Below are 26,205 nucleotides of genomic sequence, written 5' to 3'. Positions count from 1 at the left end.
CGTGCGCACCGGAATGACAAATCCTGCCAGAAGCATCGGCTACAGCTTCATCCCGCTCTGCCCCTCGAAGTCCGCGAGGTCAAAGTAGTCGCTGAAGCGGGCGATCTTGCCGTTCTCGACCTCGAACACGCCGGTCACCGGGAGCACGACTTTCCGGCCGCCGTTCATCGTGAAGTAGTCGATGCGTTCGGCGAGCACCACGCCGGGCTCGGCGGCCAGCGTGAGGATGTCAAGTTTGGCATCGGAGAACGCATCCAGAAACGCATGGAAAACCGCGCGTATGGCGACGATGCCCTCGATCGGCTTGACCGGCACGTTGTGGTAGACCGCGTCATCGGCGAAGCCGCTGCAGATGCTTTCCAAGTTGCGCGCCTCCCAGGACCCGAGGAAGTCCCGGACGAGCTTCTCGCTGGCTTCCTTGGTGTCGGTCACCGAATTACTCCTCGTCAAATGTCGCCGCAGCACAGTCGCGGACGCGGACATCCGTTCGGTGTCCGAACAGTACTATCAAGATACATCATCACACATAAGTAGCTATTTGCTTCGTTATTTACGAATCTGTCAGAGACAAATGTGCGTATTGGCTATGGACATGAGGGCGGCGTGCCGCGTACCCTCGCGGATGTCACTCGCCCACTTCGACCTTGTCCGGGGGATAACGTGAGCAACTCCACCCGACGACACCGCATCGAGTCCAGGCGGTGCCCCCCGCGATGGTGATGGTGGTCGACCAAGCGGCAAAGCCGGTCCGCGCGATGGGCGACTTCTTCGCGATGACACTGGACACGTTCGTGTCCATGTTCAGGCCACCGTTCGCGTGGCGTGAATATCTATTTCAGTGCTGGTTCGTGGCGCGGGTATCGACACTGCCGGGGGTGTTGATGACGATCCCGTGGGCGGTGATTTCGGGGTTCCTCTTCAATGTCCTGCTCACCGATATCGGTGCCGCAGATTTTTCCGGCACCGGATGCGCAATCTTCACGGTGGACCAAAGCGCCCCGATCGTCACGGTGTTGGTCGTCGCGGGCGCCGGCGCCACCGCCATGTGTGCCGATCTGGGTGCGCGCACCATTCGTGAAGAACTCGACGCGCTGCGGGTCATGGGCATCAACCCGATCCAAGCGCTGGCGGTTCCCCGGGTGCTGGCGGCGACGACGGTCTCCCTGGCCCTCAGTTCGGTGGTGACCGCGACAGGCCTAATCGGCGCGTTCTTCTGCTCCGTATTTCTCATGCACGTCTCGGCGGGCGCGTGGGTAGCCGGTCTCACCACCCTTACCCACACGATCGACGTCATCATTTCGATGATCAAGGCGACGCTATTCGGGCTGATGGCGGGGCTGATCGCCTGCTACAAGGGCATGTCGGTCGGAGGTGGCCCGGCCGGCGTCGGACGGGCGGTGAACGAGACCGTGGTGTTTGCCTTTATCGTCTTGTTCCTCATCAACATCATCGTCACCGCCGTCGGTATGCCATTCATGGTGTCGTGAGGTGAACCGATGACGGTCAGTGTTCCGAGCAGCCCTACGCGAGTGCAGCGCATAGCGAAAGCCATTGTGGGCGAATGGACTCGGATGGGATCACAGGTACGGTTCTACGCCAGCACCGTCGCGGGCATTCCTGATGCGGTCATGAACTACCGCGGCGAACTGCTGCGGGTGATCGCCCAAATGGGTTTGGGCGTCGGGACTCTCGCGGTGATCGGCGGAACGGTCGTCATCGTCGGGTTCTTGGCGATGACCACTGGCGCGATCGTGGCGGTGCAGGGCTACAACCAGTTCGCCTCCGTGGGCGTGGAAGCCTTGACCGGTTTCGCGTCTGCCTTCTTCAACACCCGGGAGATTCAGCCGGGGACTGTCATGGTCGCGCTGGCCGCCACCGTCGGTGCCGGCGCCACCGCCCAGCTGGGGGCGATGCGGATCAACGAGGAGATCGACGCGCTCGAGGTGATCGGTATCCGCAGCGTGAGCTACCTCGCGAGCACGCGAGTACTGGCGGGAGTGGCCGTTGCGATCCCGCTGTTTTGTGTGGGGCTCATGACGGCGTATTTGGCTGCTCGCCTTGGCACCACAGCCGTCTACGGGCAGGGGTCCGGCGTGTACGACCACTACTTCAACACGTTCTTGCGCCCGACCGATGTGCTGTGGTCGTCGTTTGAAGTCGTCGTGGTCGCTCTGATGATCATGCTGGTGTGCACCTATTACGGGTACACCGCACACGGCGGGCCCGCCGGGGTCGGCGAAGCCGTTGGCCGGGCTGTGCGCGCCTCGATGGTCCTCGCATCGATCGCGATCGTCGTCATGACGCTCGCCATCTATGGCCAGTCCCCGAACTTCCACCTGGCGAGCTAGGCATGAGTCGCGGGCCAGGTAGACACCGTCTGCACGACGCATGGTGGACGCTGATCCTGTTCGCGGCGATCGGTGTGGTCGTGCTCGTCACGGCGATGTCCTTCAACGGCACGCTGCGGTCCTACGTCCCAGTGACGCTGAGCGCGGACCGCTCCGGGCTGGTGATGGACACCGGCGCCAAGGTCATGATGCGCGGTGTGCAGGTCGGCCGGGTCAACCAGATCGGCGGCGACAAGAATGGGAGCAGCCTCAAACTCGAGATCGAGCCCGACCAAATCCCTTATATCCCCGCCAATGTCGAGGCGCAGATCAGCGCCACTACCGCATTCGGCGCCAAGTTCGTTGACCTGGTGATACCGCAGAACCCGAGTCGTGCGCGACTGTCCGCCGGAGCGGTGTTGCATTCGAAGAATGTCAGCACGGAGATCAACACCGTGTTCGAGAACGTCGTCGACCTACTCAACATGATCGACCCGCTCAAACTGAACGCGGTGCTGACCTCGGTGGCCGATGCCGTACGCGGGCAAGGAGAACGGATAGGTAAAGCCACCACCGACCTCAACCAGGTGCTGCAGGCACTCAACGCACGCAGCGAAACCATCCGCCAGGACTGGCGATCGCTCAGGAACTTCAGCGACACCTATAGTGCTGCCGCCCAGGACATCCTGACGATCCTGAACGCCGCAAGCACGACCAGCGCGACCATCGTGAGTCATTCAAATGAACTGGACTCCTTGCTGCTCAATATAATTGGCGTATCGAATTCCGGAGCCAACTTGCTCGGTTACAGCCGGGACAATCTCGTTGCATCGGTGAACATCCTCGAGCCGACCACTAACCTGCTGCACAAATACAATCCCGAATACACCTGCTTCCTGCAGGGCACCAAGTGGTATCTCGACAACGGCGGCTATGCGGCGTGGGGTGGTGCCGATGGCCGGACGCTGCAACTCGACGTCGCACTGTTGTTGGGCAACGACCCTTATGCCTATCCCGACAACCTGCCCCTTGTCGCCGCCAGGGGCGGCCCCGGCGGCAGGCCGGGGTGTGGATCGCTCCCGGATGCCACCAAGAACTTCCCGGTCCGCGAGCTTGTCACCAACACCGGGTGGGGGACCGGAATCGATATTCGGCCCAACCCCGGCCTCGGGCATCCGTGCTGGGCCGACTATTTCCCGGTGACCCGCGCTGCGCCCAAGCCGCCCTCGATCCGCCAATGCATTCCCGGCCCGGCCGTCGGGCCGAACCCTGGTGGCCCGCCGTACGGCGCGGCGCTATATGGACCGGGCGGAGTGCCGTTGTGGCCTGGGGTGCCGCCTCCGCCGTCGGAAATGAGAGCGCCCCAACCGGAAACGGGTTCGACGCCGGGAGAGCAGCCGTGACGGAGAACCTCAGAGGTGTCGTAGTGCGCCTGGGCATCTTCCTGTCGGTTTGCCTGCTGACCGCTTGCTTGCTGGTTGCCGTCTTCGGGGAGGTGCGTTTCGGTGCCGGCAAGACGTACTACGCCGAGTTCTCCAATGTGTCCAACCTCAAGCAGGGCAAGCTGGTCCGCATCGCCGGCGTTGAAGTCGGCGAGGTCGAGAAGATCTCCATCAACCCGGACGCGACGGTGCGGGTTGAGTTCACCGCCGACAACTCGGTCACCCTCACGCAGGGAACCCAGGCCGTGATCCGATACGACAACCTGTTCGGCGACCGTTACCTGGCGCTGGAAGAAGGAGCCGGCGGCCCGGCGATACTCAGTGCGGGCCAAACGATTCCGCTGGCGCGCACTAAACCGGCACTCGATCTGGATTCCCTGATCGGCGGTTTCAAACCACTGTTTCGTGCGCTGAACCCCGAGCAGGTAAATGCGCTGAGCGAACAGTTGCTGCAGACGTTTCAGGGACAGGGCCCCACCATCGCGTCATTTCTGGACCAGGCCGCGGCCGTGACCAACACGTTGGCGGACCGAGATCAGCTCATCGGACAGGTGGTCAACAACCTCAACGTGGTGTTGGGTTCGCTTGGGGGCCAAAGTGATCGGTTGGACAAGGCGGTAACGGCGCTATCGCAGTTGGTGCACGGGCTCGCAGAACGCAAGACTGACATCTCCAACGCGGTGGCCTATACGAACGCGGCTACCGCCTCGATCACCGATCTCCTGTCGCAGGCCCGTGCGCCGTTTTCGAAGGTGGTGCACGAGACCGATCGGGTCGCAGACGTCGCACTCGCCGACCACGACTACCTCGACAATCTGCTCAACACGCTGCCGGACAAATACCAGGCACTGGTCCGTCAGGGCATGTATGGCGACTTCTTCGCCTTCTACCTCTGCGATGTCGTGCTCAAGGTCAACGGCAAGGGCGGCCAGCCGGTGTACATCAAGGTGGCCGGTCAGGCCACCGGACGGTGTGCGCCGAAATGAAATCTTTCGCTGAACGCAACGGGCTGATCGTCGGCGCAGTCGGCATCGTGTCAATCGCCGGAGTCGTGCTGGCCGCGCTGCAATACCAGAAGCTGCCATTTCTCGATCAGGGCAAGAGTGTTTCCGCCTATTTCGCCGACGCAGGCGGGCTGCGAACGGACAACACCGTAGAAATCTCTGGTTACCCGGTGGGAAAAGTGTCCAGCATCGAACTCGACGGGCCCGGCGTGCTGGTCAAGTTCAAGGTCGACAACAACATTCGGCTCGGAAACCGCACCGAGGTGGCGATCAAAACCAAGGGTCTATTGGGCAGCAAGTTCCTCGACGTCTTACCCCGTGGCGACGGCCGGCTCGACGGGCCGATCCCGATCGAGCGGACGATGTCGCCCTACCAGTTACCCGACGCCTTGGGCGATTTGGCCACCACGATCAGCGGACTGAACACCAACCGGCTGTCCGAATCGCTGGACACAATGGCTCAGACCTTCGCCGATACGCCGGCGGATTTCAGGAGCGCGCTTAAAGGGGTGGCCCGCCTCGCCCAAACACTCGATGAGCGCGACACCCAACTGCGTGGCCTGCTGGATAACGCGGCCAAAGCCACGGGAGTGCTGGCCAAGCGCACCGACCAGATCGTCAGCCTGGTGCGCGACACCAACGCGCTGTTGGCACAGCTGCGGACGCAAAGCGCTGCTCTGGAACAGATCTGGACGAATATCTCGGCGGTGTCGGGGCAATTACAGGGCTTTATCGCCGAGAACCGAGAGCAACTCCGGCCGGCGCTGGACAAGCTCAACGGAGTGCTGGCAATCGTCGAAAATCGCAAGGACCGGGTGCGCAAGGCCATCCCGCTGATCAACTCCTACGTGATGTCGCTCGGCGAGTCGCTTTCGTCCGGCCCCTTTTTCAAGGCGTACGTGGTGAATCTGCTGCCGGGACAGTTCGTGCAACCGTTCATCAGTGCCGCATTCTCCGACTTGGGGTTGGACCCGGCCACCTTGCTTCCGTCACAGCTGACGGACCCGCCAACCGGCCAACCCGGAACTCCAGCGTTGCCCGTCCCGTATCCGCGGACCGGCCAGGCCGGCGAGCCGCGGTTGAATCTGCCCGACGCGATCACCGGCAATCCCGGCGACCATCCGTGCGGTTTGCCGGGCGTGCCATTGCCCGGTCCCGGCTGCTACCCCTACCGCGAGCCACCCGCGGCCCCACCGGCCGGCGGCCCACCGCCCGGGCCGCCCGCGCAGCAGCCCGGCGGAACCCCGTGACGAAAAGGCCGCGGCGTGCCCGCTCCGTGTTGGCGACCACCCTCATCTTGGTGCTCGTCGCGGGGGTGATCGTCGCGATGCGAACCGCAGGCGAAGCCGCCCGCACCGTCGTGGTTGCCTACTTCGACAACAGCAACGGCGTGTTCGCCGGTGACGATGTGCGCATCCGCGGTGTACCGGTGGGCAAGATACTCAACATCGAACCGCAGCCGCTGCGGTCCAAGATCTCGTTCTCGTTCGACCGCAAGTACAAAGTCCCCGCCAACGCCAACGCCGCGATCCTGTCGCCGCAATTGGTCACGGGCCGGGCTATCCAGCTGACGCCGCCCTACACGGGCGGTCCCCTGATGGCTGACGGCGCGGTCATCGGCCAGGACCGCACCGTGGTGCCGGTCGAGTGGGATGACCTACGCGCCCAACTTCAGCGGTTGACCGAGTTGTTGAAGCCCACCCAGCCGGGCGGCGTGAGCACGCTGGGGGCACTCATCAATACCACCGCCGACAACCTGCGCGGGCAAGGCCCGACCATCCGCGACACCATTATCAAACTGTCGCAGGCGGTTTCGGCGCTCGGCGACCATAGCAAAGACATCTTCTCCACGCTGAAAAATCTGTCGACTCTGGTGACGGCGCTGCACGACAGCGCAGATCTGCTCGAGCAACTGAACCACAACTTGGCCGCGGTTTCGTCGGTGCTGACCGATGACCCCACCAAAGTCGCTCAAGCGGCCGAGGACCTGAACGCGGTCGTGGCCGACGTGCAGAGCTTCGCCGCCGAGAACCGCGAAGCCATAGGTACGACATCGGACAAGCTCACGTCGATCAGCAAGGTGCTGGTCGACAGCCTCGACGACATCAAGCAGACACTGCACATCAGCCCGACGGTGTTGCAGAACTTCAACAATATCTTTGAGCCGGCCAACGGTGCGCTGACCGGCGCGCTGGCCGGCAACAACATGGCGAATCCAATCGCCTTCCTGTGCGGCGCAATTCAGGCGGCCTCCCGGTTGGGAGGCGAACAAGCGGCGAAACTCTGCGCGCAGTACATGGCGCCGATTGTGAAGAACCGCCAATACAACTACCCGCCGTTTGGGGAGAACCTCTTCGTCGGGGCGCAGGCCAGGCCCAACGAGGTTACCTACAGCGAGGATTCGATGCGCCCCGACTACGTTCCGCCGGCCACGAACCTGCCGCAGCCGGCTCCGGGTGCGCCGGTGAGCGAGACGGTGACGACCGAGCCCGCCGCCGGCCTACGCGGAATGATGATGCCGCCGGGAGGTGGCTCGTGAGAATCGTCGACTTGCGCCGCTCGGCAACGGGTCTGTTGATGATCGTGGTCGTGGTCATGGCCGGATTATCTGGATGTGGTTGGCGCGGCCTGAATTCGCTGCCACTCCCCGGTACCCAGGGCGACGGGCCGGGGTCGTACGTGGTCCAGGCGCAGATGCCGGATGTCAACAATATTCAGCCGAACTCACGGGTCCGCGTCGCCGACGTGACGGTGGGCCACGTGACGAAAATCGAACGTCAGGGCTGGCACGCGTTGGTGACCATGCAGCTCAATGGTGACGTCAGCCTGCCCGCTAACGCCACCGCGAAAATCGGCACGACCAGCCTGCTGGGCTCCTACCACATCGAGCTGAGCGCTCCGAAAGGCGAAGCGCCGCAAGGACAATTGCGCAGCGGCTCAGTCATTTCGCTGGCGCGCGGGGGTGCCTACCCGAGCACCGAGCAGACGTTGGCGGCGCTGTCGTTGGTGCTCAACGGCGGTGGGCTAGGCCAGATTCAAGATATCACCGAGGCGTTAAGCACCGCGTTTCGCGGCCGGGAGCACGACGTGCGCAGCCTGATCGGGCAGCTGGACAAATTCTCCGCATCCCTCAACGACCAGTCCGGTGACATCATCGCGGCCACCGACAGCGTGAACCGCCTGGTCGGCAAGTTCGCCGCCCAGCAACCCGTCCTGGATCGGGCCTTGGCGACGGTCCCCGACGCCCTCGCGGTGCTCAACGACGAGCGGGACAAGCTCGTTGAAGCGGCGGATCAGTTGAGCAAATTCAGTGCCCTGACCGTCGATTCGGTCAACAAAACAAAAGCGAACCTGGTCAAGGAACTACAGCAAGTCGGGCCGGTGCTGGAGTCGCTTGCCAACGCGGGGCCCAGTCTGACCCGATCGCTGTCCCTGCTGGCCACCTTCCCGTTTCCGAACGAGACATTCCAGAATTTCCAGCGCGGCGACTACGCGAACCTGACCGCGATCGTCGACCTCACGCTCAGTCGACTCGACCAGGGCCTCTTGACCGGCACCCGGTGGGAGTGCCATCTGACCCAGCTCGAGCTGCAATGGGGTCGCACCATCGGCCAGTTCCCCAGCCCGTGCACCGCAGGCTATCGGGGCACCCCCGGCAATCCGCTGACGACCGCATACCGCTGGGACCAGGGGCCCTAGATGCTGCATCTACCGCGACGTATCATCATTCAGCTGGCCATCTTCTGCGTGATTGCGGTGGCCGTGCTGACCGTCACTTTCCTGCATTTCGTCAAGCTGCCGACGATGCTGTTCGGCGTCGGCCGCTACACGGTGAAGATGGAGCTGGCGGAAGCCGGCGGGCTGTATGACACGGGCAACGTCACCTATCGCGGCTTCGAAGTGGGCCGGGTGGAATCGGTGCGGCTGACCAACACCGGCGTCCAAGCAGTGCTGTCGTTGAAGTCCGGCATCGATATTCCGTCGGACCTCAAAGCCGAGGTGCACAGCCACACCGCAATCGGCGAATCGTTTGTCGAGTTGTTGCCCCGCAACGCCACCTCGGCACCGCTGAAGGACGGCGACGTGATTCCGCTGGCCGATACCTCGGTGCCGCCCGACATCAACGCCCTTCTGAGCGCCGCGAATACCGCTTTGGGAGCAATACCTCACGACAACTTGAAGACCGTTATCGACGAGTCGTACATCGCGGTAGGCGGGCTTGGTCCGGAACTGTCCCGGCTGATCATGGGGACGTCGGACCTAGCGGCGGATGCCCGCAAGAATCTTGACCCGCTGGTGGCGCTGATCGACCAAGCGCAACCGGTACTCGATTCGCAGAGCCGCACGTCGGACGCGATCGCGGAGTGGGCATCACACCTGGCGACGCTCACAGCTGAATTGCAAACGCACGACGCAACTGTCGCTCACGTCATCGACCAGGGCGGTCCCGCGTTGGGGGAGATGCGTCAACTGATCGAGCGCGTGCAACCCACTTTGCCGCTCCTGTTGGCCAACCTCGTCAGCGTCGGTCAGGTCGCGCTCACTTACCAGAACGACATCGAACAGCTGTTGGTGGTATTCCCGATGGCCATCAGCGCCGAGCAGGCCGGCATCCTTGCCAACCTGAACACCAAGCAGGCATATCGGGGTCAGTATCTGAGCTTCAACCTCAACCTCAATTTGCCGCCACCGTGCACTACGGGGTTCCTGCCGGCCCAACAGCAGCGCGTTCCCACCTCCGAGGACTACCCGGGGCGCCCGGCCGGCGATCTGTACTGCAGGGTTCCGCAGGATTCGCAGCTCAACGTCCGCGGCGCCCGGAACATCGCGTGTGAGACCGTGCCCGCCAAGCGCGCACCCACCGTGAAGTTGTGCGAGAGCAGCGAACAGTACGTGCCGCTCAACGACGGCTACAACTGGAAAGGCGACCCCAACGCCACGTTGTCCGGCCAGGACATCCCGCAGCTGCCGCCCGGCTCGCCGCCGACTGTGATGGGTCCCCCGGGGCCTGGGCCGGTGCCGCCACCCATCGCCGCCGCCCAGTACGACCCATCCACCGGCACCTATACCGGGCCCGACGGCCATCAATACACGCGATCGGACCTGGCTCGAACCGCGCCGAAAGACAAGACATGGCAGACGATGTTGCTGCCACCAGGGAGCTGACGACGATGACAAAACTCACCAGCACGATGTCGATGGAGGACGGTATGTCGGTAACTACTGATTCCGAGCCGGCTCTAGAGGAAGACGCGGTCGACCTCGCCGAAGCCGAACACGAGGACGGTGTTGCCGAACCCCAGGCACCTGCCGCCGACAAATCGCTACGGCGCGCGATGATTGTCGGCCTGGTGATGGTCATTGCATTGGCGATGCTTCTGTGCTGGTTGGGATTTCGTGCCCACCAGACCCAACAGGCGCAAGCCCAGCGAAGTCACTTGCTGCAAGTGGCCAGGCAGGGCGCGCTGAACCTGACGACCATCGACTGGCAGCATGCCGATGCTGACGTGCGTCGCATCCTCGACAGCGCGACTGGCGAGTTCTACAACGACTTCTCCAAGCGGTCACAGCCATTCATCGAAGTGCTCCAGCAGGCCAAGGCCACCACAGTCGGCACCATCACCGAGGCGGGCCTCGAGTCGCAGACCGCCGACACCGCCCAGGCGTTGGTGGCAGTGTCGGTGCAAACCTCGAATGCTGGTGAGACCGACCCGGTTCCGCGGGTATGGCGAATGCGGATCACCGTCCACCAGGCCGGCGATCAGGTCAAGATCTCCAACGTCGGATTTGTCCAATGAACGGGCTCGAGTCGCCACCAGTGGGCGAGGGTATAGAAGCGGCAGCGGAGGACGGCACGCAAGCTTCCGCTCAGAACTCGGCACGAGCGTGGCGCCGCATCCGCTGGTCGCGGGTGATCGCCTACGGACTACTGCCCGGACTGGCGTTGTCGCTGGCATCTGCTGCGGGCCTGATGAAATGGCGGGACGCCTCCGTCCGCGACGCAACGGTTGCCCGCGCGGAATCCATGCAAGCCGCTACTGACAGCGCGATCGCGCTGCTGTCGTACCGACCCGACACCGTCCAGAAGGATCTTGAGACCGCGCGGGTCAGGCTGACCGGTACGTTCCTGAACGCCTACACCCAACTGACCCACGAGGTGGTAATCCCCGGAGCACAACAGAAGCAGATCTCGGCCGTGGCCACCGTCCCGGGCGCGGCGTCGGTATCGGCTTCCACCAACCACGCCATCGTCCTGCTGTTCGTCAACCAGACCATCATCGTCGGCCAAGGCGCACCGACCAACTCGGTGTCCAGCGTTCGCGTCACCCTCGACAAGGTCGACGGACGTTGGCTGATCTCGCAATTCGACCCGGTCTGAGCTGACGACGATGTGGCGCCGCTCCTCTCAGCACATGCCCGAAAAGCCGCTCGCAGCTGTCATTTTGGCGGGCGGGCTGTTACTCGCGACGGCCGTGACGCCACGTGCGCACGCCGATGTAGTGGCCTATCTCCTCAATGTAACCGTGCGTCCCGGCTACCACTTCGCCAACACTGACGCCGCTTTGAGCTACGGACATGGCATCTGCGACAAGGTATCTGCGGGCAGCAGCTACGCACAGGTCATGGGCGATGTGAAGGCCGACTTCAACACCCCCGACGAATACCAGGCCTCGTACCTGATCAGTCAGGCGGTTAACGAGTTGTGCCCCGCACTGATCTGGCAGTTGCGAAATTCCGCCGCGCACTACCGGCCGCCGTCCGCGACCGGCGGCTGACGGAGCTGATGGAAAGGAACAACACTATGCGGTATCGGCTGTTTACCCCGTCGGCTGTCTTGGTAATAGGGGCCGGCATCCTGGTGGGTACGCCCGCCGCGCATGCCGACAACAAGCGGCTCAATGACAGCGTGGTCGCCAACGTCTTCACGGTTCAGCACCAAGCCGGCTGCAGCAACGATGTCAAGATCAACCCTCAGTTACAACGGGCCGCCCAATGGCACACCCTCGATGTGTTGAACAACCGGAACCTCAACGACGACACCGGTTCTGATGGGTCCACCGCGGAAGACCGCGCCAATGCCGCCGGCTTCCGCGGGAGGGTAGCCGAGACGGTCGCGATCAATCCCGCCATGGCGATCAGCGGCATCGAGTTGATCAATCAGTGGTATTACAACCCGGGGTATTTCGCGATCATGTCCAACTGCGCCAATAGCCAAATCGGGGTGTGGTCGGAGAGCGTCCGGGATCGCACCGTCGTGGTGGCCGTTTACGGCCAATCCGAGCAAGCGCCAGTACCGAAGGGTCCGCACACCGGGCCGCCGCCTGCGGTGGCCCTGCAGGAGAACGTTCCCATCGATCCCAGCCCCGATTACGACGCCAGCGACGAGATCGAGTACGGCCTCAACTGGTTCCCGTGGATCCTGCGAGGCGTGTATCCGCCACCCGCAATACCGCCGCAGTAGTGGGTGCCGAATAGGGCAACCGGCTCAGGTGGGCGTCAGCGTAAACGGCAGCCAGTAGATCCCCGGGCCATCTCCGGGGCATCCGGGTGCGCCGACGGTGAAAGTCCGCTCGCCATGGAAACTTCCGTCGCCGTTGGGCATCAGAGAGTCGGACCGCCGCGTGTCAACTGTGCTGCCGTCGTCGCAGTGGAACGGGTAGTCCGAGCTTGATACCCACCTGTCGTTGACCCACTGGTAGTCGAAAAGGACCGGCGCGGTGGGGTTGTCGGTGAGCTGGCCGACGAGCAACCAATGCGCGACGCAGCCCGAGGCGTCGCAGGCGGTGGTGAAGTTTGCGGGTTGTATCGACGGTTCTGACGGTCGCGGTTGGCCATTGAACGTCTGCTTCGAATGATCGAGGAAGGTGTCGTAGGCGCCGTTGAGCGGGACCGGCTGCGCCCAATCGGCGCCGGCCGCCGGTGCGGCGACGACGGTAGTGACGACCACGGCGGCCCAGGCGAGATGTCTAAGTGCCATCGGCGGTCACTGTAGCCCGTTACGGCGCCGGGTTGCCCGACAATGCCGGCATTCGTTTGCAGTGCCGGACTTTCGCCGCTTCTGATCTGTGGCGTCGGTGCTGATGCGTGTTAGCCTGTCGATTCCCGTCGCGTTAGCCTCGGGCTCGGCAGACACCCAAGGAGTGACCACGCAATGATGCGTATCGCCCAGGTTGCGGCGACGGCCGCGATCCTCGTGATGACCGTCCTGTCGGCCGGCTGCGGCAGCAAGTCAACCGTCAAACCCGATGGGGCAGCGCAGTCGGTGGTCGACGTCGTCGCCAAGCAGACCGGTTTTCATCCCACCGATGTGCACTGTCCCTCCGGCGTGGAGGCCAAAGTCGACGTGCAGTTCGACTGTCACTTCACCGGCCCGGAGGGCAAGGAGTACACCGCAAACATGAAGATCACCAAGGTCAACGGCAGCGAAGTCGATTTCGCCGTCAACAGCCATCCAAGCTAGGTCTGCCCGGGCCGGAGCCGATCCGCGGTCGCGGCGAGCACCTCGCGGCAGCCGGTCCACATTTGTTTGATGATCTCGGCCGCGGGTGCGATGTCGTCGATCCGGCCGGCGACCTGACCGGTGTTGGCGACGCTGGCGTCCATGTCGCCCTCGAAGTAGAGCCGCTGAACGCGCTGCAGCGCGGCGCCGCCCTCCTCGAAAGAGGCTGACTTATCCAGCTTTTCGGCGGCCGGAGTCCGGATGACACGCATCATTCGCTTGCCGTCGAGGGGGAGGAGCACGGTCGCGGTTTCGTCGGCTTCCACGACCGCTTGTTTGAGGTTGCCGTGCACCGGGGAATCGGCCGAGGCCAGCAACCGGGTGCCCATCTGGACCGCTTCGGCGCCGAGCACAAATGCGGCGGCCATCGATCGGGCGTCGCAGATGCCTCCCGCCGCCACGATCGGGACGTCGACGTGCGCGGCCACCAACGGCAGTAGCACGATGGTCGACGCCCCGAATCGGTTCTTGAAGCCGCCGCCCTCCACCCCTTCGACCACCAGCCCGTCCACTCCGGCGTCGACGGCCTTTTTCGCCGCGGCCAGGGTGCCCACTACGTGAAACACGGTGATCCCGGCATCGTGGAGCCGATCGGTGAACAGCGAGGGGCTCCCGGCCGAGGTGGTCACGAAGCGAATCCCGTTGGCGACGAGCAGGTCTATGACCGTCGGGTCACGGTTGAACAGCAGTGCGATATTCGCGCCCACCGAACCGCTGGTGAGATCGCGAACTCGTTGCAGGTCGGCCCGCCCCTGATCGGAAGTGGTCTCGATGATCCCCAACGCGCCCGCGTTGGACACCGCGGCGGCGAGCTGAGCGCCGGCGATGTAGGTCATCGGCGCCTGGATGATCGGGATATCGATCTGCGCGAGTTCGCAAACCCGATTGGGTGCGGGGTCCCCGCGACCGTCAGTCATCGGTCGCGGGGGTCGACGAGGTCGCGGAAGCTTTCCGACCGATACACGGATGCACCCAGGCTCTGCACCCGGTTGGTCAGTGCCCGGTCGGACGTCACGACCCGGATCGCGTCCGGTCTCGTGTCGGCTTGAACCAGTCGGACGATCTCATCGTCCGCCGAGTTCGCGGCCGCTTTGGGCGCGTGCGCGATCTCGATCACCGTCGACGTGAGGGCGGTCGACGGCGGCCGCTCAAATACCACTGTCACCGTGTCTCCTTGCGCTGAGGCCCATCTGTCCAACCTGTCTACCAAAGCGACCATGGCACCGTCGCGATCCTTCCACCAACCGTCCGGGCGACAGCCGATGACGTTCATACCGTCGACGATCCACCGCATCAGCCGGTGCCCTTTCCCGTGTGGTCGGCAAGCGGTAATCCCGATGTCAGCAGGCTCTGAATCGCCGGCGCGACGATCGCGACCAGCGTCTCCCGGCCCACGTTCGCAATCGTCGGGACGGCGACGATGCGCCGTCCCACCACGATCCCGACCAGCATTGAGGACGCAAGCCCGGCCCGGACCGCCGCGTCGTCGCGGACTGCACGCGACTTGACGCCATCGAGCAGTCGGGCCTGGATGAACTCGCGCAGCTGCGCGCTCGCCTGTTCGTTGGCAATGGCACCTCGGAGCATCGCCATGAGCGGCTCCGAATCCGTCCCCTCCCACGCATCGAGGTAGGCGCGGACCACTCGTTCGCCGAGGTGTTCGTCGGGTCCTTCGAACGCGGTGCTGAAGCGCGCCAACGCATCCGGTGAGATCGACATGACCGCGGCGAACAGCTCGTCCTTCGACCGGAAAAACTGAATTACCAGCGACGCATCCACCCCGGCATCGGCCGCAACCCGCCTGATCGTCGTCGCGGTGAATCCGTCGCTGGCGAACCGGGCTCGGGCGGCGTCGAGGATGGCCTGCCGGGTCGTACTCGTTCCCGGCCGACGGCCCCGGCGCGCCACCGAGTCCCGCCTGCTGTTCGCGGTCATGTCCCCAACCTACTGCTCTCGACAAATTATATCAACACGTGTTTATATTAGTGCGGTGAGGTCTTGCGCCGCCTTCAACGCGATCAGGCCGGCGTTCGTCTCGACTCACCGACAGAAAACAAGGGGAGACGGCAATGAGCCAGGCAGAAAAGGTATTTGAGGCGTCGGACTATGAAGCGGGCAATGCATACGGTCTGCTGAGCACGTTCGAGCCGGGCATCCGAACGCTGTCGGCGGGCTTCCAGATCGACCCAAGATTCCGATCGCTGCCGACCGACATCGTTCTCGAAAAGGACGTCGCCGTCACGTTGCGTGACGGTGTAACCATCTACGTCGATGTGCTGCGCCCCGCCGGAACCGAGCGGGTGCCCGTCATCGTCGCCTGGAGCCCTTACGGCAAGAGCCAGGGCAACGCCCCGGCGCCTACCGCCCTGTTCGTCATGCTCGGCATCGACGTCGCTGCCCTCTCCGGGCTGCAGAAGTTCGAGGGACCCGATCCGGCGTACTGGTGCGCGCGGGGCTACGCGATCTGCAACCCCGATCCCCGGGGTATCGGCCAATCCGAAGGTGACAGCGCGATGTTCGGGCGCCAGGAAGGCAAGGACTGCCACGACCTAATCGAGTGGCTGGCCGTCCAGGACTGGTGCAACGGCAAAGTCGCAATGAGCGGAACCTCGTATCTCGCGATCTCCCAATGGTTTACCGCCGCCGAACAGCCACCACACCTGGTGGCGATCAACCCGTGGGAGGGACTCAGCGACGTCTATCGCGATCTCGTCATGCGCGGCGGCATGCCCGACATCGGCTTCGCCGAGCGACTCCAGAAGAACAGCTACGCCGGCAAGAACCGCCGCGCGGACATCCTGGCCGAGGCGCAGCGTTACCCGCTGACGCATGTCCTGTGGGAAGACAAGATAGCGCGGTTCGACCAGGTCACCGTGCCGGCGTATATCGTCGCGAGCTACTCGAACACGCTGCATACCGCAGGCACGTTCCGCGCATGGCGCAGGATCGCGTCCGACGCCAAGTGGCTACGCATCCACAACACACAGGAATGGCCCGACTACTACGACGAGGCGAGCGTCGAAGATCTACGCCGGTTCTTCGATCACTACCTGAAGGGCGAGAACAACGGTTGGGAGCAGACGCCCCGCGTCCGGTACAGCGTGCTTGACCTCGAAGGCGGTGACCGCGTCGATCAGGTCGCGAACGAATTTCCCCCGCCAGGTGTCACCTACACAAAGCAGTATCTTGACGGCCGCTCGCGCTCGCTGAACGCAGAGCCACCCGCAGAGGCCGCGACAGTGGAATACGACGCCGAATCGAACCCGGCCTTGGTCTCCTTCGCGATCCGCTTCGGCCAAGAAACGACGATGGTCGGCTACCCGAAGGCGCGACTGTGGGTCGAGGCCGACGGCGCCGACGACATGGACCTGTTCATCCTCGTGCAGAAGCTGGACCGCAACGGCACGCCGCTGCAGCAGTTCAACGTGCCCAATCACGGCGCGCTGATGCAGGATCTCACCGAGCGGGGCGCGTCCGTGTTGCGCTACAAGGGCTCTAACGGGCGCTTACGCGTGTCCGCTCGACACCTGGACGAGGCGTTGACGACCGACGCCGTTCCGGCCCACAGCTTTGATCGAATCGAGAAGCTGAGCCCGGGTGAGATCGTCGACGTCGAAATCGACCTGTTCCCAATCGGTCTGGTGTTCTACCCGGGCGAACAGCTTCGGCTGGTCATCAGCGCGCAGAACGCACTGGGGCCGATCATGCCCGCGACGCGCGACTACCTCCCGGAAAACAGCGGAAGGCACGTCATTCACACCGGCGGGGATCACGCGTCGTATCTGCAACTCCCCATCAAGACCGCCTAACGGTGGGACTACTGCTAACGCCCGCGATACGGGTGCTCAGCGCGTCGGACTGATTGGTACGGTCACCGGTATCAGTGTCCTCGCTGATGCTGTCGCAACAGATCGATGATGGGAAACGCCGATGACGTCGTTAGCCGATACGAGCGACCGGGTGATCTCGCTGGCTCGCGGCATGCGGGACCTCGTGCTGGCGCAAGCCGCGGAGTCCGAACGGATCCGCACGCTGTCCGCACCGATCGTGGATGAGATGTGGGCCAGCGGACTGATGTCGTCGTTCAACCCCGTGGCGGCCGGCGGTGTCGAGCCTTCCTTCACCGAGATGATCGAGACGTGGATCGAAATGGCTTGGCAGGATGGTTCATTCGGATGGGTCGGCATCGCTAACCTGCCCTCGTCGTTCGCCGCGGCAGCCTATCTGCCCGACGAAGGTTTCGCCGAGGTGTTCACCGCACACGACAACCGCGTGACCATGGGTGGCCAGTTCTTTCCCAACGGCCAGGGGGCAGCCGTCGACGGTGGTTACTCGCTGAATGGATCGTGGAGCTTCGGTTCCGGCATCGGCCACTCCGAATACGTGGCGGCTGGATTTCTGCCGCTGGACGACGGCGAGATTCGCTGGATCAGCGAAGGCCTGCCCGAGATGCAGGTGGCCGTGCTGCCGCGGGACCAGATCAGCTTCAACGACGGGTGGCATGTCCAGGGACTGAAGGGAACTGGCTCCTACGACTACAGCGTCACCGACCTGTTTGTCCCGCAGAGTCGTACCTTCGAGCTGTTCACCCGCCAGCCACATCGCGGGACGTCGCCGGCCACCCGGATGGGGCTGATGCCCGTGACCGCCGCCGGTCACGCATCGTGGGCGTTGGGCGTGGCCAAGAGCATGCTCGACGACGTTCAAGAGCTGGCCGCCACCAAATTCCGGATGAGCGACATGGCGTCATTGGCCAGTCGCCCGACTTTCCAAAAGGGACTCGCACACCATCGCGCGGCCTGGCGCGCCGCGCGTCTGCTGGTGCTCGACGCCTTCACCATCGCCGAGGCCGCCGTGGCGGCCGGCGAAGATCTCACTCCAGCCTTGCGCGCGGATATGCGGGTAGCCGCCGTCTATGCCACCGACACGGCCCGGGGCTGCGCCGAATGGGCTCACCTGGTCGCGGGGACCAGCGCGATCCGCGAGGGCACCCGCCTCGAGCGCGCCTTTCGCGACATCTACACCGGAACCCAGCACGCCTTTATCAGCGAGAAGGTGGCCATCGACGCCGCACAAATATGGCTGGGCATCATCGAAGATCAGCCAGGGCTGTAAACCGCCGTCGCACAGCGACCGGGCATCCGATCACAGGTGTGTCAACAGCCGATGGGCGAAGCCTTCGGGATGTTCTCGGTGCATGAAATGACCGCCGGGGACCTCCTCGACGATGTACTCACCCTCGAACATCCGGGCGGCGCCCCGATAGTCCGACGGCTCGGCAATTGGATCATCCAGTCCGGCAAAGACGACCGTTGGCACCGTGATCCGCGTCTTCAGCGATGCGCTCGGTATCGGGGAGAGCTTGCGGTAGTAGCCGAACGCCGCATCCAGGCTTGCCGGATTCGCGAAGCTCGCGCGCACGGCGTCGAACTCCGCCGGGTCGGGATTCCATGCCGGGGACCATCGCCGGCAGATGGCGGGAAGCGCAGCGAAGTCATTGCGCGCGAAGCGCTTCGCCGCGCCCGGCAGCTTGTATGCCGCGAAATGGCGGACGCCCCACACCTTCCGCAGCGTCGGCTTGAGCGCCGCCGGGTGCGGAATGCCAATGACGAATAGCTTTGTCACGAGGTCCGGGCCGAGTGCGGCCGCCCCGTAGGCAGCCGAAGCTCCCCAATCGTGGCCGATCACGATGGCGTCGCGCGCCCCGAGCGCTTCGATCAACGCCAGCGGATCGCGCGCCAACGTCTCTTGGTCCGGGTCGCGATCCGGGATCCCGCTGGGGTCATAGCCCCGCATGTACGGACTCACCGCGCGGTAGCCCTTGGCGGCGATTCGCGGCCGCAGCTCGTCCCAGGAATGCGCGGTGTCGGGAAACCCGTGCAGCATCAGCACGAGCGGCCCGGATCCCTCCTCGAGATAGGCGAATCTGAGCCCGTTCGCGTCGACGAAATGCACCGAATCAGCCATGACTTGCTGGACGTTACGCCGATCGTCGCGGTGCGGCGAGCCCTTGATCACGCCGTGGCGTCGTGCTCCGCGGGGTAGGCGTGGATCAACGCGGTGCTGAGTTTGGGGACGGCATGGGTGAGTTGGTGTTCGGCGTCGTGCGCAATGCGGTGCGCCTGGGCGAGATTGAGCGTGGGGTCGACGTCGAGTTCGGCGTCGGCGTGCAGACGATGGCCGATCCATCGCATTCGCACACTGCGCACGGCCCGCACCCCGGGCCGGGCCGCCAAGGTCTGTTCCGCGGTGTCGACCAGCGCCGGATCCACTCCGTCGAGCAAACGGCGGAACACGTCGCGCACCGCGGATCGCAGCACGGCCAGAATCGCCACCGTGATGACCAGGCCGATGATGGGGTCGGCCAGTGGAAACCCAAGCGCGACACCGCCGGCCGAGAACAGCACCGCCAAGGACGTGAATCCGTCGGTGCGAGCGTGCACCCCGTCGGCGACCAGGGCTGCCGAGCCGACGCGGCGACCGATCCTAATGCGATAAAGCGCCACCCATTCGTTGCCGATGAAGCCGATCAGACCGGCCGCGGCAACCCAACCGACGTTGTCGATCGGCTCGGGGTGGATCAGTCGCATGACGGCCTCGTATCCGGCGATGATCGCCGACAGCGCGATCATCGCGACCACGAACAGGCCGGCCAAGTCCTCGACGCGGCCGAAGCCGTAGGTATACCGGCGCGTGGCCGCCTTGTTGGCCAACGCGAACGCAATCCACAACGGCACCGCGGTCAGGGCGTCGGAGAAGTTGTGGATGGTATCGGCGGCTAACGCCACGGAGCCCGAGACGATCACGACGACGATCTGGGCGACCGCGGTCAACCCCAGGACCGCCAGGCTGACCTTGACCGCTCGGATTCCGGCGGCGCTGGATTCCAGGGCATCGTCGATGCTGTCCGCGGCATCGTGGGAATGCGGCGCGAAGACCTCTGTGATCGCCGCGCGTAATCCGCGCGGATGGTCGTGGGTGTGGGCACGGACGCGTGTCGTGCATGTATCTGCATGCATACGCAGATAGTAAACCTTGCCACTGGCGACGGCTACTCGAGCGTCGCTTACCATCAGCGGATGCGCGGCTCAAAGATCCTGATCACCGGTCCGACCGGACAAGTTGCCACCCCCGTCGCCAAGGCGCTGGCAGCTGACAACGAAGTGTGGGGCATCGCCCGGTTCACCAATGCCACAGTTCGAGAGGACCTCGAGAAGGCGGGCGTGCGGTGCCAGACGGTCAACCTGGCCGCCGGCGACTTCGCCGATCTCCCAACCGACTTCGACTACGTCCTCAATCTCGCCGTCGCCAAGAGCGGCCACTGGGACAAGGATCTGGCGGCCAACGCCGAATCCGTCGGACTCCTGATGGCGCATTGCCGCGACGCAAAAGCGTTCGTGCACTGCTCATCTGGGGCCGTCTACGACCCGCCGGGCGACGAAGTCCGGACCGAGGACGCCGCGTTGGGCGACAACCACAAGCCGCTGTTTCCCACCTATTCCATCTCCAAAATCGCCGGCGAGGTCGTCGCCCGGACGATGGCGCGCGCCCTGGGCGTACCCACGACCATCGCCCGCCTCAACGTTCCCTACGGCGACAACGGCGGGTGGCCGTTCTATCACATGGAGATGATGCTGGGCGGCATCCCGATTCCCGTCCCGTCCGGCGGCCCGGCCCGCTACACCCCGATCCACGAGGACGACATCATCGCCACCATCCCGAAGCTGTTCGAGGTGGCCTCGGTGCCGGCCACCACGCTCAACTGGTGCGGCGAGCAGACCGTCAGCCTGCAGGAGTGGTGCACCTATCTCGGGTCACTGGTCGGCAAGGAGCCGGTGTTCGAGGAGAGCGAGCAGGCGCTGCGCGGTAATCCCACCGACGCAGCCCTGATGCGCGAGCTCGTCGGCGCCGCGACGGTCGACTGGCGCGACGGCATGCGCCGCATGGCGACCAAGTTCCACCCCGAGCTGGTAAGCGCGTAACCGGCTACCAGTAGCGCATCGCGTGGCCGAACAAATCGGCCAGCACCGGCTTGCTCATCTCTCGCGGAGCATTCTGCAAAAGACGCTGCTGCGGGTAAGCCCCTTCGGTGAGGGCCGCGATGTCGTGGTCGGTATAGCCCACCCCGCTCAGCCCGTTGGGCATGCCCACCGCACGCATGATGCGGATAATTTCCGTCGCGAGCACTTCGCCCGCGTCGTCGGGACCGGCGTCTCGCGTATCGGCGCCGAGCAGCCGGGCCGCCTCGGTGTGTCGCTGCGGGCTGGCCGGTGCGGTGAATCGGAATACCGCGGGCGCGTTGACGATAACGGACATGCCATGCGGCACCAGCGGCTCATCGGACGGATAGCCCGGGGGGTGGAAGTCACGCACCAGCCCCGCAACCGCATAGGCCATGCCGTGCGGCGCGTGAACACCCGCGTTGCCAAACGCAATCCCGGCAAGCGTCGCGGCCCACATCATCTGCTCGCGCGCTTCGCTGTCGGAGGCATCGCGCACCGCCGGCTCCAAGTTCCGGCCCAGCACGCGCAGCGCCTCGCTGCAGCCCAGGTCGCTCCACGGGTTGGCACCCTGACTCATCGGCCGCAGGCTGGGCCGCGGGGGAGCGGGCCGGTGAACGTAGGGGCGCGCGGTGTAGGACTCCAGCGCGTGCGACAGCACGTCCAGGCCCGCCGCGGCGACAACCCCGCTCGGCAGGCTCGCGGTGCCGTCGGGGTCGACAAGCGCTTCGGTGGGCCGCAGTACGTTTGACGCGATTCCGGTCTTTACCGTCAGCGAAAGCAGGTCGAAGATCGCGATTCCGGTGACCTCGCTGCCGGTGCCGGCGGTCGTGGGACAAGCGATATGCGGCTTGAGCGGTCCGGGTACTGGTTTGCCTTCGCCGATGGGCGCATTGACGTAGGTCAGGAAGTCCGCCGGATAGGTCGCGTAGAGATTGGCGGCCTTGCACGTATCGATGACCGACCCGCCACCCAACGAGACGTAGCCATCGGGGTTCACCTCCTGGGCGAAGCGCGCCGCTTGGGCGAAAGACGCGTCCGTCGGCTCGACGCGCACGTCGGTGTAGGTGACCACGTCAATACCGGCCGCGACCAGCGAGTCGCGCGCCGTGGCGAAGACAGCCAGTTCGGCCACGGTCGGATCGGAGAACAGCGCCACCCGCCGCATCCCCAGCGCGGCGGCCCGCTCACCCAACTCCGCGAGACAGCCCCGTCCGAACGTTATCCGTGAGGAGTCGACGGTGAAGGCGCCATCGCAACCCTCGGCCACAGCAGGAAAATCACAGCACGCCATCCCTCTATCAAATCTCGCTCGACGTCGACTTGTTAGGGCGGCTCCCCGAAAAAGTCCCCAACAACTCGACACTCGGCGGCGCGCTCCTTGACCGCAATACGCGCACAATGCTAAGCAGGTGCTCAGCATTCACGGGCACGGGAGCGCCGCGCTCGATCAAAGTTGATCGGTAAGGGACCAGATGACGCTGCAGACAGTATTGGACGAGATCACTAAGCGCCCCGGCTCGGGTGATGTCATTCCGATCATCAACCCCGCGACGGAAGAAACGATCACCGAATTCACCGACTGCGGGCAAGAGGCGGTCGATGAGGCGGCCGCCCGGGCAAAGGCCTCCTTCGAGGCCGGCGTCTGGTCGCAGCTGCCGGGTCGCGAGCGGGCCAAGGTCATCTGGCGGATCGCGGATCTGATCGATGAGCACGCCGAAGAATTCGCCCAGCTCGATTCGCTCAACACCGGCATGCCGCTGATGCAGGCAACGCTGCAGATGTCCACCGTTTCGGAGTTCTTCCGCTACTACGCCGGGTGGTGTTCGAAGATCAACGGCGTCGCGTACGACGTGAAGACCGACGGCATCGCGACGGACAACTTCGTCGACATGCACGCCTACACGTTGAAAGAGCCCTACGGCGTTGTCGGCCTGATCTTCCCGTGGAACGGCCCGATCTTCAACGCCAGCGCCAAGCTCGCACCGGCGCTGGCCGCAGGCTGCAGCATGCTCGTCAAACCCGCTGAGGAGACACCACTTTCGGCCGTGCTGCTCGACCGGCTGGTGCACGAGGCCGGGGTGCCCGAGGGTGTCGTCAACCTGCTGACCGGCTACGGCCACACCGCGGGTGCGGCGATCACCGCGCATCCAGACGTCGAGAAGGTCGCCTTCACCGGGTCGACCGAAATCGGCAAGGAGATCGTGCGGGCGTCGGCCGGCAACCTGAAGAAGGTAACCCTCGAACTCGGCGGGAAGTCGCCGGTACTGATCTTCGACGACGCCGACATGGACAAAGCCCTCCTAATGGCATCGCTGGGCATCTTCGTGCATTCCGGCCAGGGCTGTGTGTGCGGGTCGCGGATCTTCGCCCAGCGCGGCGTGTACGACCAGGTCGTGGAAGGCATCTCGATGATGGCGAACACGTTCAAGCTCGGCGCTCCCAGCGAGGAAGGTTGCGTCAGCGGCCCACTGATCAGCCAGAAGCAGCTGACCCGCGTCATGGGCTTCATCGACGAGGGCAAGAGCGACGGCGTCGAGGTGGTCACCGGCGGTTACCGGCTGGATCGCAAGGGCTACTTCGTCCACCCGACGGTGCTCACCAACGTCGACACGAGCATGCGGCTGTACCAGCAGGAGATCTTCGGACCCGTGGTCACCATCCTGCCGTTCGACGACGAGGACGAGGCGGTGGCCTTGGCCAACGACACCACCTACGGCTTGGCGGCCACCGCCTGGACGCAGAATGTCGGCCGGGCCCACCGGATGCTCAAGCGGCTGCAAGCGGGCAGCGTGCAGGTCAATTGCCAGTTGGTCTTCGACCACGACGTACCGTTCGGCGGCCACAAGCAATCCGGCTGGGGGCACGAGTTCGGCAAAGAGGGCCTCGAGATGTACATGAAGACGAAGTCGGCCTGGATCCAGCTCTAGACGCCACAGCGAAAAGCTCCGAACTCCAACGGGTTCGGAGCTTTTCGTGGCTCAGTGTCAAGATCCTTTGGAATAGCGGGTCAGGAAACCGTAGGCAGTGAGCCCCGCGACGGTACCGACCACGCCCCACAACACCAATGAGAATGCCATCGACCCCAGGAACCAGCCGAACGTCATTCCGATGTAGAGCGTCCAGATCAGCCGGAAGAAGCTCCAGAGCGCAAGCAGGCCGGTACTGATCCCGATGTAGAGGCTCCGCTGCCGGTCAACGCGGTTGATTTGTTCTTCGATGCCGGGGGGCAGGATGTTCATGTCTGTTCTTCCTTTTCTCAAGACGCGCCTCGTTGGCGGCGTCGTTGTGATGAGTACAGACGGCCGGGCCGGCTACCGATCCCAAGAACGTATGAGTTACCTGCCGGTCAGCGAACCGGAATTCAGGATGCCGGTGCGGTCGTCGCGGCCTTCTCGCCGACCGGGTGTTTCATTTCGGCCAGGAACCGGCGATACCGCTCGGCGTGGCCGGGGCGGCTGCGGACGATCAGCCATCCGGCCGCGAGGACCACGAACCAGAGCGGGAACCACGCCAAAGCGATCGCGGTGTCGCGTTCGGTACCGAGCGTCCATGTGACGAACGCGAAGAACGCGAAGACGGCCCAGCACATCACCCGGCCACCGGGCAGCTTGAAGGTCGAATCCGCATGGCGTTGTGCGTGCCGGCGGCGATAGACGAGGTAACTGACGATGATCATCGTCCAGACGAACATGAACAACAGCGACGCGATAGTCGTCACGAGCGTAAAAGCACCCATCACCGAACCGCCGACGTGCAGCAGGGGGATGGCGGTCAGCAGGAGTGCGGCCGTGAGAAACAGTGCGGGTGCGGGCACGCCGCCGCGGTTCAGCCGGCGGAAAATCGCTGGAGCGCTACCTTCGTCGGCCAGACCGTAAAGCATGCGGCCCGTGGAGTACATCCCGGAGTTGGCTGAGGAGGCGGCCGCGGTGGTCACGACGAAGTTGACGAACGACGCCGCACCGGCAAGGCCCGCCAGCGAGAACATCATGACGAACGGGGACTCATCGCTGGCGAGCCGCCGCCACGGGACGACGGTCAGGATCACCAGCAGCGCACCGATGTAGAAAATCGCCACCCGCACCGGTACGGCATTGATCGCACGAGGAAGGGTGCGGCGTGGGTTCGCCGTCTCCGCCGCCGCGGTACCGACCAGTTCCACGCCCACGAACGCGAAGAACGCGATCTGGAACCCCCCGACCATGCCCATGAAACCCCTGGCGAAGAACCCGCCGTTGTTCCAGAGGTTTTCGATCGTTGCGCGATAGCCTTGCGGCGAAACGAAATTGGTGGCCACAAGGAACGCGCCGACGGCAATCAAGCCCAGGATCGCGGCGACCTTGATCAAGGCGAACCAGAATTCGATCTCCCCGAAATTGCGGACGCTGAACAAGTTGAACAGGAGGATCAGCGCACACGCGGCCAGCGCCGGAAGCCATGCCGGCAAGCCGGGCCACCAGAACTGCACGTAGCCCGAGATCGCAACGAGTTCTGCAATACCCGTGACGATCCACGCGAACCAGTACGACCACCCGACGAAAAAGCCTGCCGCGGGCCCCAATAGGTCGGCCGCGAAGTCGACGAAGGACTTGTAGTTCAGGTTCGACAACAGCAGTTCGCCCATCGCGCGCAGCACGAAAAACAAGAAGAACCCGATGATTGCGTACACCAGCACTACCGAGGGGCCCGCACGGGAGATCGTTCGCCCGGCACCCATGAAGAGACCGGTCCCGATCGCGCCTCCGAGCGCGATCAACTGAAGGTGACGGTTGGATAGGCCCCGGTGGAGCTGCGAGACAGCAGGATTGGGATCGGGGACGTCCTCGCTCATGTGTCACATCCTCGTGGGTTCCGAACTGTTGGCAGCCACAGCTAACTGCTGCTGTAGCCAAACACGATATTCTATCTTTGCGTTCCATGCCTGACCACGCC

27 protein-coding genes are annotated in these 26,205 nt (G+C 64.2%); 17 read left to right on the top strand and 10 right to left on the bottom strand.

Features of this window, described 5'->3' with window-relative positions:
* Window positions 1-39 precede the first annotated feature (39 nt).
* Window positions 40-432 (bottom strand): limonene-1,2-epoxide hydrolase family protein, encoded by a 393-nt coding sequence (locus ACTXG5_RS18605; RefSeq protein ID WP_445160190.1) that lies wholly within the window; start codon window positions 430-432, stop codon window positions 40-42.
* 281 nt (window positions 433-713) lie between these two features.
* On the opposite strand from ACTXG5_RS18605, the gene ACTXG5_RS18600 reads away from it, so the two are divergent.
* The 12 genes from ACTXG5_RS18600 (at window position 714) to ACTXG5_RS18545 (ending at window position 12,235) form a co-directional block, all read left to right on the top strand.
* The gene (locus ACTXG5_RS18600) at window positions 714-1,487 is read left to right on the top strand and encodes an MlaE family ABC transporter permease (RefSeq protein ID WP_445164490.1); all 774 of its coding nucleotides are present in this window, start codon (window positions 714-716) and stop codon (window positions 1,485-1,487) included.
* Between the two features lie 9 nt (window positions 1,488-1,496).
* Window positions 1,497-2,348 carry an ABC transporter permease gene (locus ACTXG5_RS18595; protein ID WP_445160189.1) on the top strand — a complete coding sequence of 284 codons (852 nt, stop codon included), beginning with the start codon at window positions 1,497-1,499 and terminating at the stop codon, window positions 2,346-2,348.
* A 2-nt stretch (window positions 2,349-2,350) separates the two neighbouring features.
* Entirely contained in the window at window positions 2,351-3,730 is a 1,380-nt protein-coding gene (locus tag ACTXG5_RS18590) for an MCE family protein (protein ID WP_445160188.1), read from the top strand.
* The gene (locus ACTXG5_RS18585; protein WP_445160187.1) at window positions 3,727-4,755 is read left to right on the top strand and encodes a virulence factor Mce family protein; all 1,029 of its coding nucleotides are present in this window, start codon (window positions 3,727-3,729) and stop codon (window positions 4,753-4,755) included. Before ACTXG5_RS18590 ends, ACTXG5_RS18585 begins: the two co-directional genes overlap by 4 nt.
* A complete protein-coding gene (locus ACTXG5_RS18580; RefSeq protein WP_445160186.1) occupies window positions 4,752-6,023 on the top strand; it encodes a virulence factor Mce family protein in 1,272 nt (423 codons plus the stop codon). Before ACTXG5_RS18585 ends, ACTXG5_RS18580 begins: the two co-directional genes overlap by 4 nt.
* Window positions 6,020-7,312 (top strand): virulence factor Mce family protein, encoded by a 1,293-nt coding sequence (locus ACTXG5_RS18575; RefSeq protein WP_445160185.1) that lies wholly within the window; start codon window positions 6,020-6,022, stop codon window positions 7,310-7,312. Before ACTXG5_RS18580 ends, ACTXG5_RS18575 begins: the two co-directional genes overlap by 4 nt.
* A gap of 38 nt (window positions 7,313-7,350) precedes the next feature.
* On the top strand, window positions 7,351-8,472 hold the full coding sequence (locus ACTXG5_RS18570; RefSeq protein ID WP_445164489.1) for a virulence factor Mce family protein: 1,122 nt from the start codon (window positions 7,351-7,353) through the stop codon (window positions 8,470-8,472).
* Window positions 8,473-9,939: an MCE family protein gene (locus tag ACTXG5_RS18565; RefSeq protein ID WP_445160184.1), complete on the top strand. Its 1,467-nt coding sequence runs from the start codon at window positions 8,473-8,475 to the stop codon at window positions 9,937-9,939.
* Window positions 9,940-9,983: 44 nt separating this feature from the next.
* A complete protein-coding gene (locus ACTXG5_RS18560; RefSeq protein WP_445164488.1) occupies window positions 9,984-10,571 on the top strand; it encodes a mammalian cell entry protein in 588 nt (195 codons plus the stop codon).
* A 98-nt stretch (window positions 10,572-10,669) separates the two neighbouring features.
* Window positions 10,670-11,152 (top strand): hypothetical protein, encoded by a 483-nt coding sequence (locus ACTXG5_RS18555; protein ID WP_445164487.1) that lies wholly within the window; start codon window positions 10,670-10,672, stop codon window positions 11,150-11,152.
* 34 nt (window positions 11,153-11,186) lie between these two features.
* Window positions 11,187-11,549 (top strand): DUF732 domain-containing protein, encoded by a 363-nt coding sequence (locus tag ACTXG5_RS18550; RefSeq protein WP_445160183.1) that lies wholly within the window; start codon window positions 11,187-11,189, stop codon window positions 11,547-11,549.
* A 26-nt stretch (window positions 11,550-11,575) separates the two neighbouring features.
* Window positions 11,576-12,235, top strand: a complete 660-nt coding sequence (locus ACTXG5_RS18545; RefSeq protein ID WP_445160182.1) for a CAP domain-containing protein — start codon at window positions 11,576-11,578, stop codon at window positions 12,233-12,235.
* A 24-nt stretch (window positions 12,236-12,259) separates the two neighbouring features.
* Here the strand turns inward: ACTXG5_RS18545 and ACTXG5_RS18540 are convergent, their stop codons facing one another.
* A complete protein-coding gene (locus tag ACTXG5_RS18540) occupies window positions 12,260-12,751 on the bottom strand; it encodes a hypothetical protein (RefSeq protein WP_445160181.1) in 492 nt (163 codons plus the stop codon).
* A 174-nt stretch (window positions 12,752-12,925) separates the two neighbouring features.
* Between ACTXG5_RS18540 and ACTXG5_RS18535 the strand changes: the two genes are divergently transcribed.
* Window positions 12,926-13,234, top strand: coding sequence for a DUF4333 domain-containing protein (locus ACTXG5_RS18535; protein WP_445160180.1), 309 nt, complete (start codon window positions 12,926-12,928; stop codon window positions 13,232-13,234).
* On the opposite strand, the gene ACTXG5_RS18530 is transcribed toward ACTXG5_RS18535, so the two are convergent.
* From ACTXG5_RS18530 to ACTXG5_RS18520, 3 genes are read right to left on the bottom strand one after another with little or no spacing between them, the layout of a single operon-like run.
* A complete protein-coding gene (locus ACTXG5_RS18530) occupies window positions 13,231-14,190 on the bottom strand; it encodes an NAD(P)H-dependent flavin oxidoreductase (protein WP_445160179.1) in 960 nt (319 codons plus the stop codon). The genes ACTXG5_RS18535 and ACTXG5_RS18530 overlap by 4 nt on opposite strands.
* Window positions 14,187-14,567, bottom strand: a complete 381-nt coding sequence (locus ACTXG5_RS18525; RefSeq protein WP_445160178.1) for an NYN domain-containing protein — start codon at window positions 14,565-14,567, stop codon at window positions 14,187-14,189. The genes ACTXG5_RS18530 and ACTXG5_RS18525 overlap by 4 nt, the downstream gene beginning before the upstream one ends.
* Window positions 14,567-15,208 carry a TetR/AcrR family transcriptional regulator gene (locus ACTXG5_RS18520; RefSeq protein WP_445160177.1) on the bottom strand — a complete coding sequence of 214 codons (642 nt, stop codon included), beginning with the start codon at window positions 15,206-15,208 and terminating at the stop codon, window positions 14,567-14,569. Before ACTXG5_RS18520 ends, ACTXG5_RS18525 begins: the two co-directional genes overlap by 1 nt.
* A 134-nt stretch (window positions 15,209-15,342) precedes the next feature.
* Here ACTXG5_RS18520 and ACTXG5_RS18515 point away from each other — a divergent pair, with 134 nt between their 5' ends.
* Window positions 15,343-17,082, top strand: a complete 1,740-nt coding sequence (locus ACTXG5_RS18515; protein WP_445160176.1) for a CocE/NonD family hydrolase — start codon at window positions 15,343-15,345, stop codon at window positions 17,080-17,082.
* A gap of 121 nt (window positions 17,083-17,203) precedes the next feature.
* Window positions 17,204-18,388 (top strand): acyl-CoA dehydrogenase family protein, encoded by a 1,185-nt coding sequence (locus ACTXG5_RS18510; RefSeq protein ID WP_445160175.1) that lies wholly within the window; start codon window positions 17,204-17,206, stop codon window positions 18,386-18,388.
* Between the two features lie 30 nt (window positions 18,389-18,418).
* On the opposite strand, the gene ACTXG5_RS18505 is transcribed toward ACTXG5_RS18510, so the two are convergent.
* Together ACTXG5_RS18505 and ACTXG5_RS18500 are read right to left on the bottom strand one after the other, a co-directional pair.
* Entirely contained in the window at window positions 18,419-19,240 is an 822-nt protein-coding gene (locus tag ACTXG5_RS18505) for an alpha/beta fold hydrolase (RefSeq protein ID WP_445160174.1), read from the bottom strand.
* Between the two features lie 47 nt (window positions 19,241-19,287).
* On the bottom strand, window positions 19,288-20,292 hold the full coding sequence (locus ACTXG5_RS18500) for a cation diffusion facilitator family transporter (RefSeq protein WP_445160173.1): 1,005 nt from the start codon (window positions 20,290-20,292) through the stop codon (window positions 19,288-19,290).
* Window positions 20,293-20,352: 60 nt separating this feature from the next.
* Between ACTXG5_RS18500 and ACTXG5_RS18495 the strand changes: the two genes are divergently transcribed.
* The gene (locus ACTXG5_RS18495; RefSeq protein WP_445160172.1) at window positions 20,353-21,255 is read left to right on the top strand and encodes an NAD-dependent epimerase/dehydratase family protein; all 903 of its coding nucleotides are present in this window, start codon (window positions 20,353-20,355) and stop codon (window positions 21,253-21,255) included.
* A gap of 4 nt (window positions 21,256-21,259) precedes the next feature.
* Here the strand turns inward: ACTXG5_RS18495 and ACTXG5_RS18490 are convergent, their stop codons facing one another.
* Window positions 21,260-22,543 (bottom strand): hydroxyacid-oxoacid transhydrogenase, encoded by a 1,284-nt coding sequence (locus tag ACTXG5_RS18490; RefSeq protein ID WP_445160171.1) that lies wholly within the window; start codon window positions 22,541-22,543, stop codon window positions 21,260-21,262.
* Between the two features lie 205 nt (window positions 22,544-22,748).
* Here ACTXG5_RS18490 and ACTXG5_RS18485 point away from each other — a divergent pair, with 205 nt between their 5' ends.
* Window positions 22,749-24,203: an aldehyde dehydrogenase family protein gene (locus ACTXG5_RS18485; RefSeq protein ID WP_445160170.1), complete on the top strand. Its 1,455-nt coding sequence runs from the start codon at window positions 22,749-22,751 to the stop codon at window positions 24,201-24,203.
* 57 nt (window positions 24,204-24,260) lie between these two features.
* Here the strand turns inward: ACTXG5_RS18485 and ACTXG5_RS18480 are convergent, their stop codons facing one another.
* Together ACTXG5_RS18480 and ACTXG5_RS18475 are read right to left on the bottom strand one after the other, a co-directional pair.
* Window positions 24,261-24,515 carry a hypothetical protein gene (locus ACTXG5_RS18480; protein WP_313861026.1) on the bottom strand — a complete coding sequence of 85 codons (255 nt, stop codon included), beginning with the start codon at window positions 24,513-24,515 and terminating at the stop codon, window positions 24,261-24,263.
* A 122-nt stretch (window positions 24,516-24,637) separates the two neighbouring features.
* Window positions 24,638-26,104 (bottom strand): amino acid permease, encoded by a 1,467-nt coding sequence (locus ACTXG5_RS18475; protein WP_445160169.1) that lies wholly within the window; start codon window positions 26,102-26,104, stop codon window positions 24,638-24,640.
* Window positions 26,105-26,205 lie beyond the last annotated feature (101 nt).

It is taken from the genome of Mycobacterium sp. Dal123C01, assembly GCF_052566995.1.
Note: the sequence above shows the minus strand (reverse complement) of the source record. Positions and strands in the feature narration are given on the sequence as shown.